The 13,755-nt window shown below is 39.3% G+C and carries 13 protein-coding genes; 10 read left to right on the top strand and 3 right to left on the bottom strand.

Annotation, left to right across the window (positions count from 1 at the left end):
- Nucleotides 1-399, top strand: coding sequence for a DUF5412 domain-containing protein (locus tag QPK24_RS11680; protein WP_285748892.1), 399 nt, complete (start codon nt 1-3; stop codon nt 397-399).
- Nucleotides 400-447: 48 nt separating this feature from the next.
- On the opposite strand, the gene QPK24_RS11685 is transcribed toward QPK24_RS11680, so the two are convergent.
- The 3 genes from QPK24_RS11685 to garR all read right to left on the bottom strand — a co-directional run bounded on the left by QPK24_RS11685 (nt 448) and on the right by garR (nt 4,262).
- A complete protein-coding gene (locus QPK24_RS11685; protein ID WP_285748894.1) occupies nt 448-1,767 on the bottom strand; it encodes a gluconate:H+ symporter in 1,320 nt (439 codons plus the stop codon).
- A gap of 163 nt (nt 1,768-1,930) precedes the next feature.
- Nucleotides 1,931-3,367: a four-carbon acid sugar kinase family protein gene (locus QPK24_RS11690; RefSeq protein WP_285748897.1), complete on the bottom strand. Its 1,437-nt coding sequence runs from the start codon at nt 3,365-3,367 to the stop codon at nt 1,931-1,933.
- On the bottom strand, nt 3,354-4,262 hold the full coding sequence (garR, locus tag QPK24_RS11695; protein ID WP_285748899.1) for a 2-hydroxy-3-oxopropionate reductase: 909 nt from the start codon (nt 4,260-4,262) through the stop codon (nt 3,354-3,356). Before garR ends, QPK24_RS11690 begins: the two co-directional genes overlap by 14 nt.
- Nucleotides 4,263-4,612: 350 nt before the next feature.
- Between garR and QPK24_RS11700 the strand changes: the two genes are divergently transcribed.
- The 9 genes from QPK24_RS11700 (at nt 4,613) to QPK24_RS11740 (ending at nt 13,351) form a co-directional block, all read left to right on the top strand.
- Nucleotides 4,613-5,257, top strand: a complete 645-nt coding sequence (locus QPK24_RS11700) for a GntR family transcriptional regulator (RefSeq protein WP_285748901.1) — start codon at nt 4,613-4,615, stop codon at nt 5,255-5,257.
- Nucleotides 5,258-5,437: 180 nt separating this feature from the next.
- Entirely contained in the window at nt 5,438-5,842 is a 405-nt protein-coding gene (locus QPK24_RS11705; protein WP_285748903.1) for an RDD family protein, read from the top strand.
- A 368-nt stretch (nt 5,843-6,210) separates the two neighbouring features.
- On the top strand, nt 6,211-6,894 hold the full coding sequence (locus QPK24_RS11710) for a YjjG family noncanonical pyrimidine nucleotidase (RefSeq protein WP_285748905.1): 684 nt from the start codon (nt 6,211-6,213) through the stop codon (nt 6,892-6,894).
- Nucleotides 6,895-7,182: 288 nt separating this feature from the next.
- Entirely contained in the window at nt 7,183-8,442 is a 1,260-nt protein-coding gene (locus QPK24_RS11715; RefSeq protein ID WP_285748907.1) for a M20/M25/M40 family metallo-hydrolase, read from the top strand.
- A 63-nt stretch (nt 8,443-8,505) separates the two neighbouring features.
- The gene (locus tag QPK24_RS11720; RefSeq protein WP_285748909.1) at nt 8,506-9,300 is read left to right on the top strand and encodes a DUF3100 domain-containing protein; all 795 of its coding nucleotides are present in this window, start codon (nt 8,506-8,508) and stop codon (nt 9,298-9,300) included.
- Entirely contained in the window at nt 9,300-9,782 is a 483-nt protein-coding gene (locus QPK24_RS11725) for a hypothetical protein (protein ID WP_160036134.1), read from the top strand. The genes QPK24_RS11720 and QPK24_RS11725 overlap by 1 nt, the downstream gene beginning before the upstream one ends.
- Before the next feature lie 349 nt (nt 9,783-10,131).
- Nucleotides 10,132-11,550, top strand: coding sequence for an alanine/glycine:cation symporter family protein (locus QPK24_RS11730; protein WP_285748911.1), 1,419 nt, complete (start codon nt 10,132-10,134; stop codon nt 11,548-11,550).
- A gap of 224 nt (nt 11,551-11,774) precedes the next feature.
- On the top strand, nt 11,775-12,452 hold the full coding sequence (locus tag QPK24_RS11735; RefSeq protein WP_285748913.1) for a DUF3658 domain-containing protein: 678 nt from the start codon (nt 11,775-11,777) through the stop codon (nt 12,450-12,452).
- A gap of 17 nt (nt 12,453-12,469) precedes the next feature.
- Nucleotides 12,470-13,351 (top strand): TIGR01777 family oxidoreductase, encoded by an 882-nt coding sequence (locus QPK24_RS11740; protein ID WP_285748914.1) that lies wholly within the window; start codon nt 12,470-12,472, stop codon nt 13,349-13,351.
- Nucleotides 13,352-13,755 lie beyond the last annotated feature (404 nt).

Consider the following 13,755-nt stretch of genomic DNA (forward strand, 5'->3'; position numbering starts at 1 on the left):
ATGTTGGACAATGAATCGTTTGAAATAAAGAAGATCAGAAAAAAGACGTTTCGCATGATTACAATTGTTGGTTTAGCCTGTATCAGTATCTTAGGCTATGGTGTCTACTGGGCCTTGTTCGATACGAATCGATTACCAAAAGGAGAGTATCTTACAGAAGTGACCTCACCAGACGGTGCCTATACATTAAAAGCTTACCGTATAAATGGAGGAGCCACCACGTCCTATGCGATCCGAGGGGAGCTAGTCATGAACGATAAGAAAGGTAAGTCCAAAACGATCTATTGGAATTCCCGCGAAGATAACGTAGCTGTAAAGTGGATAGACAGTGACACGGTTCATATTAATGGGCATACTCTAAACGTGCCTGATGAGAAATTTGATTTTAGAACACAATAAAATACATACAAAAAAGGCACTGCTCCAAGGGAACAGTGCCTTTTCAAGTTAAATAAATAGATCCATAATGAGGACGCCAGCAAGTCCGACTAACGAAATAATAGTTACCATGACAGACCAGGTTTTAATGGTTTTACCGATACTAAGGTTAAAGTACTCTTTGTAAATCCAGAAACCTGCATCATTTACGTGTGAGAAGGTAACACTTCCTGCGCCAGCAGCAAGTACCATAAGCTCGGGGCTGACGCCGGTTGCAGCAACAAGAGGTGCGGCAATACCAGCGGCTGTCATACCTGCTACTGTAGCAGAACCTACTGCAATTCTAAGGATAGCTGCGATCAGCCAGGTAAGAAGCAGTGGAGAGAGGCTCGAACCCGACATAAGATCGGATATATACTGGTCAATATGGCTGTCAACCAGCACTTGCTTGAACGCACCGCCGCCTGCAATAATGAGGAGGATCATTCCGATACCGCTTACAGATTCACTAAGAGAATGCATAACTTCCGGCATTTTTTTACCTAAATTTAAACCGAACGTGAAAATCGCGACAATAACAGAGATTAATAGAGCTACATTCGCGTTACCGATAAAATTAGTGATCGGTGCAATCGCTGAATTCGGTGCAACAAGTTCAACCACCGTTTGCAATGCGATTAAAATCACGGGTAATAGAGCAGTGAATAGGCTGATTCCGAATTTAGGAAGTTCTTCTTCTTTAAATTCTTTTGGATTAAATAGACCTTTTGGAATTTCAATTTCTAAGAAATCTTTTTTGAATAACTTAGTATACACAGGGCCTGCAAGAATAAAGGCAGGAACAGCAATGATGATTCCAAGAATCATGGTAAGCCCGATATTAGCTTCAAACACATTGGCAACGGCTGTTGGACCAGGGTGCGGGGGTACAAAACCATGCATCGTAATTAGAGCAGCGATTACAGGCATCCCCAGATAAAGCACGGGAACTCTAGCTGCAATAGCAATGGTAAATACTAAAGGAATTAAGACTACAACGCCTGTTTCAAAGAATAAAGCGATTCCAACTATAGCAGCTGTAAAGACAGCCGCAAGCTGAGTTCTCTTTTCTCCAAAAGCACTAATCATCGTTGTCGCAATACGCTGAGCACCGCCTGAATCCGTCATTAACTTCCCAAGAATCCCCCCAAAGATAATAATCATGGTGAGATGCCCAAGGGTTCCTCCCAGCCCAGATTCAATCGATCCTATGGCCTCGGTGGGTGTCATGCCTTCTAGCATGGCAACCGCTAGAGAAACAATAATTAGAGATAAGAAAGCGTTTAACTTACATACCATCATTAATACTAATAATAGTACAACCCCAATAGTAACAGATATAATCGGCATTCATTTTTCCTCTTTTCGTTTATCACTTCATTATAGAAGGCCGCTTCCATAAGGAGTGCACTCACATAGTAACTTTAAAATGAATAAACACGTTTTCATGAAAAAGTATTGCAGCGTTACACTCCTTACTTCCGGGCTCAGTTACAAGTACAAGTAAGACAGATTACTTATTGCTTAACATTTCAACAACTTCTCTTAAATCCGTTTTCGTACCTACGTTTCCAGGGAAGATAACATAGGAGATTCCAGGGAATTTGCTTTCATTGTCTGTAGTCCAGACCGGAATTCCCGGACGAATCTGACCTGCTACTGTCGCTCTTTTTACTTCAAGACCGTTTGTTCCAATGTCACTTGAGGTAATGCCGCCTTTAGCAATAATGTAGGAAGGTCTAACTTCTAACCGTTTCACGATACTTGTAACCGCATCTGAAATTTTTACAGAAAGCTTCAATTCTTCTTCTTGTTTGCCTTCTCCAAGATCTAAACGTTCTCTTCTTGTGTATACAGCAACATTAGTTCCATTTAGGATCAGTTTATTGGTTTCTTCAACAACTCGATCCAATTCTTTTTCGAATTTTTCTGGTTCTAATACAAGATGAACATCAAATTCTATGAACTCAATGTCGTTTGATTTTTTCAGTTCCTCGAATTGTTCCGTCGTTTTCTTAACATGGGATCCGATAATCACGAGTCCGCCGTGGTTAGTAGATTCACTCATTATTTCATCGCGAGAGAGCAGCGCTTTATCACTCACTCCGCCGATAACTTTGGTAAGTGCTGCAGCACTTCTGAACAGGAAGTTCTTCCCTTTATTCATTGCTCGAATGAGGGCAATAGTAAAGACTTTTACATCAGAATAGTCGACCGCATTCACAATTACTTTATTAAAATCTTCCACTTTCAGCAGCTGCTGTTCAATCGTTTCGATATCCACTGCGCGCAGGCTGTCCAGCGAAATATAAGTCATATGCTCAGCTTTATATTCACCGTTTGATTTTTCTTCAGCCCACTCACCTAAATGAGATTTGGTATAACCAAAGGTGCGGTCTTTCGCAAATTCAGTTTCGCCGGCAGGAACGAGCTCCGTATCGTATTGAACATAGTGAATATTATCAATGGTAAAACGGCCGCCTTCTTTAAAGAAAGGAAGGATGATCTCACCGTCAAATTTCATATCCGAATTTGCTTCCACCGTTTCTTTCAACACTTGTGTTTCCAGTGGGTAGTGTCCGCGTAATGTGGAATCACCACGGCTGATGATAGTAAATTCGCGATTGCTTTTCTTCGCAGCTTCTACGATATTAGCAGCAATTTCTTGATGCGCCTTTGTTGTTTCTGCTGCTGTAAATCCACGTGAGTTCGTTAAGATAAAGAACATGGAGTTCTCTTCTTGAAACCCTTTTTCGATACTGTCCAAAGACCAATCCGTATAAACGGAAATACCGTGTACGGTTTGAACACCTGTTGGGTCATCGTCGAGAACAATGATTTTTTTATTGAAATTGGATAACTCATTTTGAATGGTTTCATTCACAATCGTTGTATCAAAAGCAGGGATTTTGCTGAAGACTTCTTCCACTAATCTTTTATTTGTGCTCATTGCTAGAACCCCCAACTTCGACATTTGCGAGTTTTTCGTAGTACTGTACGATACCGCCGTGGTCATCCATCAGTTTGCCGTCAACTTTCAAGGCATGGAAGATTTCTAAAAGGTGGCTGGATAGAGGAAGAGGTACGCCAATTTCATGCGCAGTATCCATTACATTCGTAATATCTTTCATATTGATGGCAATCGTGCCGCCTGGAGCAAAGTTTCTATCCAATATTAAAGGAACTTTAGCATCGAGGACTGCACTTCCTGCTAGTCCGCCACGGATGGCTTGGTACATTTTTTCAATATCAATCCCTGCTTTTGCAGCTAGTACGAGAGCTTCTGACATCGCAGCAATGTTAAGGTTTACAATAATCTGGTTTGCAAGTTTCGCAGTAACACCGCATCCGCTGTCTCCGACGAGAGTAACAGCGCTACCCATATCAAATAGAACTGATTTTGTTGCTTCGAATACGCTTTCTTTACCGCCAACCATAATAGCTAAAGTTCCATCAATCGCTTTAGGTTCACCGCCGCTGACTGGTGCATCTAAGAAACCGACGCCTTTTTGAGCTGCTTCTTCAGCAAGTGCTTTGGTAACAGCAGGAGTAATAGAACTCATATCAATAATAATAGAACCTTCTTTAGCTCCAGCTAAAATTCCGTTCTCACCGAGTACAACAGATTGTACATGTTTTGAAGCAGGAAGCATGGTGATGATAATTTCACTGTTTTCCGCAACTTCTTTTGGTGTAGTTGCCGTGAGTGCACCCGCTTTTACTAATGTTTGAACCGCTTCTTGATTGAGATCATTTACCGTTAGTGTGTGTCCAGCTTTAATCAGGTTTAAGGCCATTGGTTTCCCCATAATACCTAGTCCGATAAATCCAACTTTTTTTGTCATGATTTTTTCCTCCTATTTAGTAGTTTTATGTAAGGCCTGGTATGACCTTGATTTGGTTTTTGCCCATGTACTTCACTATAATCAGTCATTCGCTTATCGTTATCAGATCAGTGATTCTGTGGAAAGTAAAAAGGCAACCGCTTACAATATAGTTTTCGTTATCATTGTATACTATATCAATAAATTTGTATACAATTCATTAATATTTTGTATACATTAAATAATATTTTTGTATACAAAAAGGTGTTAGTTGTACACTATCATGAATTTATCGTATGCTATATTCTCATTGCCAATTATATATATAAGATTTTTCTGTGGTAATTTGGTAATATGGGTAATAACTTGGAATGAAAACGGAGGTGAAGTTAGTGCTTGAAGGTAACAACTCACGACCGGCGTATCATCAATGTTACGAAATTCTCCGTGATAAAATATTAACCGGTGAGCTTTCTAGCGGTACGAAGATCGTTGAAGAAAAACTCGCTGCCGAACTTGGCGTCAGCAGAACCCCCATAAGAGACTCTATACGTAAATTAGAAAATGAAGGTCTTATTGTTAAGAAGAAAGTAGTAAAACCAACGGAGAAGGATTTGCGAAATATATTTAGTGTGAGAATCTTGCTGGAAGGATACTCAGCTCGGTGTGCGGCTATTTTCTTGAAAGAAAATGAAATTGATAAACTGTATCAATATGTGGAGGTTGGCAGAAAGGGTACAAAAGAAGAGATTATGTCTGCCAATGAAGATTTTCATAATGATATTGTGAGAGCAAGCAATAATCCGTTGATGATTGATATCATTGACCGGATGCAAGCTATCATTTATTTACTCCGAAAAACCGTGGTTATCTATAATCGGCCTCATCTGATTGATGAACATGAAGAAATATATGAGGCAATCAAGATAAGAGATGGAGAAAAAGCGGAAGAATTGATGAAAAAACACTTAGAAAATGACTTAAACTTTTATCTGCATGTCATGAGTAATGACTAATGATGACTAATGACTAACGTTTTCATTCTACTAGTGTTTTCAATCTAAACGTATGGAAATCATCTCACTTCACTTTAAGTAAAAATGTTTTTCTTTCTATTTTCGTAACTGATTCATATTACATGTCGTTATAACCTACATATGAATACAGGTAACTGAATACGAATAGGTGGTGACGGTATGGTAAGTGAACCAGCTGGTTTTTGGTCGCGTTTCTTTGCGGGGCTGCTTGATGGGATCCTCGTAGGTCTCCCGTTGTACATTTTGTCTAATATCCTGACTGGATCTACAGACGACAATTGGGTGACGGAGCTGCTCCTTTTCCTATATTCGCTGCTTCTCCCTGTCTTTTGGGGAGGATGCACGGTCGGGAAACGACTATGTGGTATCAAAATACAAAAGGTAGCAGACGAGGGACCTCCGGGGATTGGAACGATGCTGCTGCGCAATCTGGTAGCAAGTTTCGTATATGGAATTACGCTCGGCATAGGCTGGATTGTCAGCCTGTTTATGGTCGTATTCAGAGAAGATAAACGTGCTATTCACGATTTTATTGCAGGGACAGAAGTAGTTCAATTTAAATAAGAACTAAATAAGAACTAAATAAGAACTAAATAAGAGCTAAGGAATCAGGACCGTTGGGATTTTCTCAATGTCCTGATTTTTTTGTTTTCTCCTATAAGAATTGGTTATCAGAAGGGGACTTTGAAGAAAAACATATTCAGGTTTACATAATTATAGTTATGTAAACCTGAATCATAGTAATGAATACTAAATAATCTAATAAAGCTTTTTAGGTATACAATGAAAGTTACTCTATATTGGTAGAGACTAATTTATAGAGTATCATTCGTTTTCATAAAAAGGGATATGTCCTTTCTCCTCAATACAAGGTATTATTTAATAGATATCAAATCATTGCTGTAAATATATTAAGAAAGAGATGACCTAAGATGAGTACATATAAGACGTTGTTTTTTGATGTAGATGACACATTGCTTGATTTTGGTGCGGCAGAGAACAATGCCCTTCAGCTGTTATGTAAAGATATGAAGCTTCCTTTCACACCTGAAATAGAAGCTAGTTACCGAAAGATTAATAAGCAATTATGGAGGGCTTTTGAAGAAGGGACAATTAGTAGAGATGAAGTGTTACATACTCGATTTTCGCTTTTCTTTAAAGAATGGGGACTTGAAGCAGATGGAATTCAGTTAGAACAAACCTATCGTACCTATCTTGAACAAGGACATATGCTGATGGATGGAGCCATGGAATTAGTAACAGAGCTGCAGCATCGTTATGATCTGTATATTGTAACCAATGGAGTTTCAAAAACGCAAGATATCCGGTTACGAAGTTCAGGTCTGTATCCACATATGAAACAGATATTCGTATCCGAAGATACCGGTTATCAGAAGCCGATGAAAGAGTTTTTTGATTATGTATTTGATCGAATTCCTGATTTTGATCCTTCTACCGCATTGATCATTGGCGATTCACTAAGTGCAGATATTAAAGGGGGGCAGCTTGCCGGTCTTGATACCTGCTGGTTTAATCCGAAAGGGCTCGTTAATTCTACAGAGATCATCCCCACTTATGAAATATCAGATTTACATCAGTTACATAGCATATTATGAAAAAATACGATTTGAACTGGGGGAAACCGCATTGTCTATATACAATGTGGTTTCTTCTTTTTTTATAAAAACACTCCACCTACAGGATGAAATATTCAATGTTTCGACTCTATAAAAATCCTCATAATACCCCAATTCATTAACATAATGTTCGGAAATAAAACAAAATTCGACATAAAAATACTAAAAACGTTGACAATGTTCTGCTTTTTACTTATGATGAGGTTGTTCTTTTGACATGTATATCAATTTAATTAAATATAAACCGACCTAACTGGGGGACACAGCATGAGTACTTTCACAAAACAGTATGAAGAAATCAAACACATTGCTAACCGGATTTTCGACAATCCTGAACTAGGTTACAAGGAACATAAAACACACCAAACGGTGCTGGATTTTTTACTTGAAGTTAATCCTGAGCTTACATATGAGGTGTTCTGTGGCACAGGGATTAAGACAACACTCGGGGCAGGTAAATCGCTGAACCTTGGATTTATTGCTGAACTCGATGCAGTTTATGCACCGTCTCATTTTCACGCCGATCAGGAAACGGGTGCTGCACATAACTGCGGGCATTACACACAAGTAGCAATAGCTCTCGCACTGTATAAGCACTATTTTACAACGAAAGCATATGAATCCTTGGATTTTGCTCTTACCTTTATTTTTGTTCCTGCAGAAGAATATCTTGATTTACCATATCGTGATGGACTGAAAGCGAAAGGGGAAATAACCTACTACGGAGGTAAGCCCGAAGCGATGAAACGCGGCATATTTGACGATATTGACCTCGGAGTATGTGTTCATGCCATGGGTGGAGAATATCCGAAACGTACAATTGAAATCAATTGTGATCTAGCAGGTTTCCTGTATAAGAAGTATACATTTAAAGGTCGTGCATCTCATGCCGGTTTTGATCCATCTTCAGGTACAAATGCGTATAGCATGTCGACTTTATTTAATGTAGCGCTTGGTATGCAAAGACAGCATTTTAAAGATGCAGAAAAAGTGAGAATGAACCCCATTGTAATGCAGTCGGATATGTCTACGAATGTAATCCCTAACCAAATCACCGTCGGAACGGATCTGCGTACACAGTCTGTTGAATATATGAAGGAAGTTGCTAAACAGATGGATCAGGCGGCAAAAGGAAGTGCGATTGCTATGGGCGGAGAGGTTGAAGCTTCTACACAGATGGGCTATCTGCCTTTTGTACAAGATCGTTATCTTTCTGAATTTGCACTGGCTGCCTATAAAGAGAATGAAGCAATTGAAGATATACTGGAAAATAATGCGATTAGTGCAGCAGGGGATATTGGAGATTTATCCTTTATGATGCCTTGCATTCAGATTGGCTACAGTGGTTTTACAGGTACCATTCATGGTGATGATTTCAAAGATATTGATCCGGAATTCATTTATGAAATCTTCCCTAGATATTTGACAGAAGTCTTTAACAAAATGAATGGCCAACTCGACAAATCTAGAATCTATCGCCGTACGTTCGCTGAGTATGAAGCACTTCTGACTTCCATTACGGAGTAATCTTTATTCACTAAATAGATCAATGAGACAACAAAGAATATACAGAAATGAGGATTTTGGTTCATGAAATCAAAAGGACATCTTGTTTATCTTATCTTATTTGCTTTATTTCTCATTACAGCAGCAGAATGGATTGGAACCCAGTCCATACCGATCGGCAACATTACCATTAACTTGCTTCCTCTGGTGTTTGCTATTCTAATTGCTATGATTCTAGGAACTGCTATCTTTAGACGCGGTATTATGAAAAAGGTGTACAGTAAAGAAAACGTGAACTTTGCAAGTAAATATCTAATTTACATCATGTTACCTCTAATGGCGCGTTACGGAGCGGATGTTGCTCCTAAACTAAGAGAAATTCTTGATGTTGGCTGGGTCTTCTTGCTGCAAGAGATCGGTAACCTCGGAACTGTACTGCTTGGTCTTCCTGTGGCAATTCTACTGGGTCTTCGCAGAGAAGCGATTGGAGCTACCCTGGGGCTTGGACGTGAAGGTGAACTTGCTTATATCTCTGAGAAATATACACTCGATTCCAGTGAGGGACGCGGGGTATTATCACTGTATATTATAGGTACACTTTTTGGAACTTTGTTCTTTAGTATTATTGCACCTGTTCTTCACGCTTTAGGTTTCTCTATTGAAGCACTGGCGATGTCTTCTGGAGTAGGTTCATCTAGTATGATGGTGGGAGCTTCTTCATCTCTAATCGCTTTAGCTCCAGATCAAGCTGAGGTCATCAACAGTTATGCTGCAGCGAGTCAACTACTGACAAGTTTCCTTGGAACGTACACTATGGTATTTTTGGCTGTTCCGCTGCAACGTTTTATGTATAATCTGTTTACTGGAGGTAAAAGGTAATGGTACTGGATAAAAAACATTGGATGAAAGCAGGACTTGTACTTTTGCTAAGTGTCTCGCTTATCCTATTTACAGATATTATGAAACAACTTCGGATCGGTGAGGGCGTTACCGTCTCATGGCATACGATTGGCGGACTAGCTGTATTATGGCTGTTCTCGATGATTGGGATCTTAATTTCTTCTTTAATGAAGAAAGTGCCTGTGAAAGTGCTGCAAGAGTTCCCTGTACTTGGCTGGGTATCGATTACATCACTCATATTCTGCCTTAGTTCTGATGTGTTTGTAGAAGCTATTCAAGCGGTTAACTTCTTATCGATTACTACACCTATTTTGGCTTTCGCTGGGATCTCCGTAGTAGATCGTCTGTCAGATCTTCGTAAAACATCTTGGCGTGTTGCTATTGTTGCATTATTCGTATTTACCGGCACATACCTTGGCAGTGCCATCTTATCTGAAATTGGTCTTTCGTTAACCCGTTAGTAATGATAATTTCACTTATGCAAATACTATACAAAAGAATGGCGAATAACCTATTCATATGAATAGGTTATTTCTTTTATTTCGGATAATAAGACAGGGAATCTCAGATAAACGATCTCGCACAGGTATAATCAATCAGATTTATGTATATAATTGCAAGATGTCCTCTTTGTAATATATCTTGACATGAAAAAATCATTTTTATACTATAAAATTAATATAGCGTAAATTAATAAAAATAAGTATAATAAAAAAATGCGTTATTAAATTTTTATGTTAATAATACTAACAAGAGATCGTTAAGGACATCGTTCCCTTATACGAATATACAACATGATGGAGGTTAGAGATGCAAGACTTCTTACAAAAAGGAATCAGTTTGATCAACGATGTGCTTTGGTCATATGTTCTAATCATTTTATTGGTTGCGATTGGGCTTTACTTCACATGGAAATCAGGGTTCATGCAGTTCACTTACATAAAAGACATGTTCCGTGAACTTAAAGGATCAAACAAGAAACAAAAAGGTGAAATTACTGCTTTCCAAGCATTTTGCATCAGTATGGCTGCTCGTGTTGGGACAGGTAACATTACGGGGATCGCTCTTGCGATTGGTATTGGAGGTCCAGGTGCTGTATTCTGGATGTGGATTATCGCGATCATCGGATCTGCGTCAAGTTTTGTGGAAAGTACACTTGCTCAGGTCTATAAAATCAAGGACAAACAAGGGTTCCGCGGCGGACCTGCCTACTATATGGAGCAAGGGCTTAATAAGCGCTGGATGGGAATTCTGTTTGCAGTCCTGATTACCATATCCTTTGGACTCGTATTTAATGCAGTTCAAGCCAATACAGTAGCAACAGCTTTCCAGAATTCATTTGGAGTAAATCCATTATGGCTCGGGATTGCTTTGGTTGTAGCTTTTGGAATTATCATTTTTGGCGGTATTAAACGAATTGCGAAAATCTCCGAGTACATTGTCGTTATCATGGCCGTTATTTATATCGGTATTGCTTTCATTGCGGTCCTCATCAATATTACTGAAGTTCCTGCGATGATTGCTACTATTGTTAAACATGCATTTGGATTCGAACAATTTGCGGGCGGTACCCTTGGTGCAGCGCTCATGCAAGGGGTTAAAAGAGGATTATTCTCTAATGAAGCAGGTATGGGTAGTGCACCGAATGCGGCTGCTACAGCAACAACAAGTCACCCAGCTAAACAAGGTTTAATTCAAGCATTAGCTGTTTTGATTGATACGCTGGTTATTTGTACAAGTACTGCTTTCTTGGTACTGCTCTCAGGTGCTTACACAGACCCATCTGTTAATACAGAAGGGATTGTGCTTACACAAACTGCACTAGGTATTCATTTTGGTGATTGGGCGTCGAGCTTGCTTGCTGTTATGATTTTCCTATTTGCATTTAGTACGCTGATTGGTAACTACTATTATGGGGAAACGAATATTGAGTTTATTAAATCAAGCAAAACAACGCTTGTGATCTACCGAATTGCTGTTCTTGCTATGATCATGTTTGGTTCAGTCGCTAGCGTGAAGCTGGTCTGGGATATGGCCGACCTGTTTATGGGCTTCATGGTTATTGTTAACTTAATAGCCATCGGGCTCTTATCAAAGATCGCATTTGCTGCGTTGAAGGATTACTCAAAACAAAGAAAAGAAGGCAAAGATCCTGTGTTCTACAAAGATTCCATTCCAGGAATCGAGAATGTAACAGGCTGGGAAGAATCACCTAAAGTGAAATCCTAATCTAATTGTCATTTATCAAAGCTTCTACCTTTCGGTAGGAGCTTTTTTTGATGCAGGCGATTGTATGGATCAGTTAAATTTATTATAATTAGCAAATAACCAGAATTTTCTATTAATTATTCTAATTAGGAAGTCAATGTGTAATAAGGTGTAATAAGGGGGAATAGGGCTGAAACAGCTCAAGATGGTTCCAAATAGTAAGACGAAGAGAGTGCATATGTTGTTTGGCTATTCTAATGAGAACTCATCTCGATCCCGAATATACAGATCATCATTCCGCTCATCATGGTGAATTGGATCCTATTCAGATCGTTCAGCAGATACCACAGCACGCTCAAATTGTAATTTGGGGTGGAGATTCAGCTTATGAAACAATAGGATCAAGGTATGTTCAATATTTATTAAAAGAGTATAAGAATGAAATCATGGAGATCAATGCTGTTGCGATATGTGAAAGAAAGTACAATATACCAGAACAGTCGCCATATTATCGTCATACAGGAGAAATCGTCCCAGAAAAACTTGTTGAAGTATTTCATGTACTGGAACGAATCTATCCTTTAACTACAGAACAAAGAAATAAGCATGAACAAGAATGGTTGGTATATGCCGAGTCAAAGCAGGTACTTAGGTTTTGGAATGATGGGGAAGTAGATACAGTAGAAGAAAATGTATTAGATGAATATTTGCTTCATACGGTTTCTAAGTTACAGAATCGCTCTAATGCAGATGGTTTTATAAAAGCAGCGCGGGTCGTAGGGGAAGCGATGGGGTATTTGGAGCAGTATATCGGTGATGCGTTTTTTGAGTACCGGTTACGGAGTTTAATCAATGAGAGCAAACTTGAGGTATCAGGAATACCTAGTGCGATGAGGTATTATTCGGTTCGTATAAAATCTTAGCAAGTGAGGTGAGCTTTATGGGGAAGGTTGTGCTAGCCGGAGGTACAGGATTTATCGGCCAATATTTTGAAAAGAAATTCAGGGAAAAAGGTGACAATGTATACATTATATCAAGGCAAGAGGGCCATATCTCTTGGGATGATAAATCTTCCATTGTTGAAGCACTGGAAGGAGCAGAGTTGCTCATTAACCTTGCGGGAAAATCAGTCAATTGCCGTTATAATGACCGTAATAAGCGTGAGATCATGGAGTCCAGGAAACGGACGACTCGGATCTTAGGAGAAGCGATAGAGGCTTGTATAGAACGGCCAAAGCTATGGATCAACTCAAGCACAGCCACAATCTACAGACATGCAGAAGATCGTCCCATGACAGAGGAGGAGGGAGAGATTGGCACAGGCTTCTCAGTAGATGTAGCAAAAGCGTGGGAAGAGGCGTTTTTCTCCTTCTCATTAGATCGAACTCGTCAAGTTGCCCTCCGGATTTCCATTGTGCTGGGTAAAGACGGGGGAGTGATGACTCCTTATCTCTATTTAACTCGATTTGGCCTCGGGGGTAAGCAAGGCCCTGGAACGCAGAAATTCAGTTTTATTCATGTGGATGATTTGTACCGGATTGTACAGTTTATTCAGCAGCGTGAGGACCTTTGCGGTGTATTTAATGCGGCGACTCCTTATCCAGTATCGAATCAAAAGTTAATGGCCGAAATGCGTAAGAAGATGAATGTTAAAGTAGGAATCCCTACCCCTGGGTGGATGTTAGAGATGGGAGCTGTATTCATTCGGACGGAAACGGAGCTAATTTTAAAAAGCAGATGGGTAGTACCTGAAAGGTTACTAGCGGAAGGTTATGAATTTCGTTATCCCACAATAGAAGATACATTAGAAGCTGTGCTGTAATAAATCTATTATTTATGTATAGCTCGCTCACATGAACTTAGCTAATTATAAGATGTCGAATTACATGATCATGATCAAAAATTACATTGCCAAAGTCGTGTCTGATTCTTACGAATCAGGCACCTTTTTTATGCTTATACAGGGAATAAAAGAGAGCGAAGAATTCTAGCGCGTTTCGGCATTTATTTTGTTATGTCTTATTATGTAGCGGTTTTAGGAGGATTAGGGGCAATTTTAAGTCATCGTATTACATAAAACGTCGTTATTTTACTAGGAAATAAGGATTATTACAAAACTTCATATAACAACGATGAATCACGGAAAAATGAAGCTTTCATTACGCTAAAAAACTGCGTATAATATAAATTATACGCAGTATCTGTTTATATTCGATTTATTTAATA

The organism is Paenibacillus polygoni (assembly GCF_030263935.1).
GTDB lineage: Bacteria > Bacillota > Bacilli > Paenibacillales > Paenibacillaceae > Paenibacillus > Paenibacillus polygoni.